Source organism: Roseateles sp. P5_B10, from assembly GCF_056400485.1.
In genome coordinates, this window is sequence record NZ_JBFULE010001002.1 from 1 (window position 1) to 1689 (window position 1689).

General features: G+C 69.3%; 2 protein-coding genes. One reads left to right on the forward strand and one right to left on the reverse strand.

The window, feature by feature from the left end; all coding sequences use genetic code 11:
• Positions 1-634 (reverse strand): class I SAM-dependent methyltransferase (locus AC1DU6_RS30165; protein ID WP_477861723.1); only part of this gene is annotated, 634 nt, incomplete at its 3' end.
• A gap of 34 nt (positions 635-668) precedes the next feature.
• Here AC1DU6_RS30165 and AC1DU6_RS30170 point away from each other — a divergent pair.
• Complete coding sequence (locus AC1DU6_RS30170; protein ID WP_477861725.1) at positions 669-1583, forward strand: glutaminase; 915 nt, start codon at positions 669-671, stop codon at positions 1581-1583.
• The last annotated feature ends 106 nt before the right edge of the window (positions 1584-1689 follow it).

A 1689-nucleotide genomic window follows, 5' to 3' on the forward strand; every position in this document is an offset into this window, starting at 1 on the left:
GGTCATAGGGCCCGCCGCGGGTCAGCTTGCCCCAGGAGTTGAAGATGTCATGTGCCAGGAACCTGGCGCCCGCCTTCACACCGTTGAGTTCATGGTTGGTACGGCCGATGGCCAGCGCACCCGAGGCCATGTCGACGTTGACGACCTCGGCCGCGCCGGCCTGCAGCGCCACGACCGAGAAGGCGCAGGTGTAGGCGAACAGGTTGAGCACCTTGGCGCCCGGTTGCACCTGCTCGCGCACCCAGCGCCGGCCTTCGGCCATGTCGAGGAAGAGGCCATGGTTCTGGCCGCGCAGCAGGTGCACGAGGTAGCGTGTATCGGGTACTCCAGCCTCGCTGACGACGTGCGGCTCGGGCAGGGTGCCGGCCATCAGGCGCGTCTGAACGCGGCCGCCGTCCTGGCGGCATTGGAAGACCCAGGGCGCCTCAGGCCAGCGCGCCATGATCGCCGCACCGATGGCAGCCAGCGCCTCGTCGGCCAGCGGCTCAAAGCTGGTCAGCAGCAGCGCAGGCGGGTAGGCGTCCAGCGTCAGGTGCTCGCAGCCGGGATGCAGGCCGCCGCGGCCGTGGAAGAGGCGTTGAGCGCCCTGGGGAAGGGCCGCCGAGGCGGCGATGACGTCGAGCAGAGCTTGCATGGGTGAAGCATTGTCCCGGGCCAGAATGGCCGCCATGGACCTCCAGCTCATCCTCGACGAGATCAACGCCGAACTGCGCCCGCAACTCGCCACGGCCGGCGGCAAGGTCGCCAGCTACATCCCGGCGCTGGCGCGGGTGTCGCCGCTGCAGTTCGGCATCGCGCTGCGTACCTGTGCGGGCGAGACGGCGGCGGCCGGCGACAGCGCCGTGCCCTTCTCCATCCAGAGCATGTCCAAGATGTTCTCGCTGACCTTGGCCATCCGCGCGCTGGGCGAGGCCATGTGGGACCGCATCGGTCGCGAGCCCTCTGGCAGCCCGTTCAATTCGCTGGTGCAGTTGGAGACGGAGCGCGGCATCCCGCGCAACCCTTTCATCAATGCCGGTGCCATCGCAGTGGCGGACCGGCTGGTGTCGCAGGGCGACGCCAAGGCCGAGTTGCTGGCGCTGCTGGGCCGGCTGTGCGGCGAGACCGTCCGCATCGACGCCGAAGTGGCGCGCTCGGAGGCCGACACCGGGTTTCGCAACACGGCGCTGGCCAATTTCATGAAGGCCTTTGGCACGCTGGACAACGACGTCGCCACGGTGCTGGACGTCTACTTCAATCAATGCGCCATCGCGATGAGCTGCGAACAGGTGGCCTGCGCCGCCGGCTATCTGTGCCGCGACGGCCGCCACCCGCTGGCCGGCACGCCCGTGCTCAGCACGGCGCAGACGCGCCGGGTCAATGCGCTGATGCTGACCTGTGGCACCTACGACGCCGCAGGCGAGTTCGCCTTCCGCATCGGCCTGCCCTGCAAGAGCGGCGTCGGCGGCGGCATCGTCGCCGTGGTGCCCGACCATCTCACGCTGTGCGTCTGGTCGCCAGCGCTGGACGACACCGGCAACTCCCTGCTGGGCCGCCGGGCGCTGGAACTGTTCGTCGCGAAGACGGGGCTGTCGGTCTTCTAGGCGAAATCAGCTGGCGTACTTGACGCTGCAGCCATAGGGCCGCGTCGACGCCTTCTCGACCTTGCGGCCCGCAGCCACCGCGGCCAGGGCCTCGGTGACGTAGGGC

Bases quoted from the DNA above. Each gene is read 5' to 3' on its own strand.
- AC1DU6_RS30170 (WP_477861725.1), top strand. From the start codon at position 669: ATGGACCTCCAGCTCATCCTCGACGAGATCAACGCCGAACTGCGCCCG.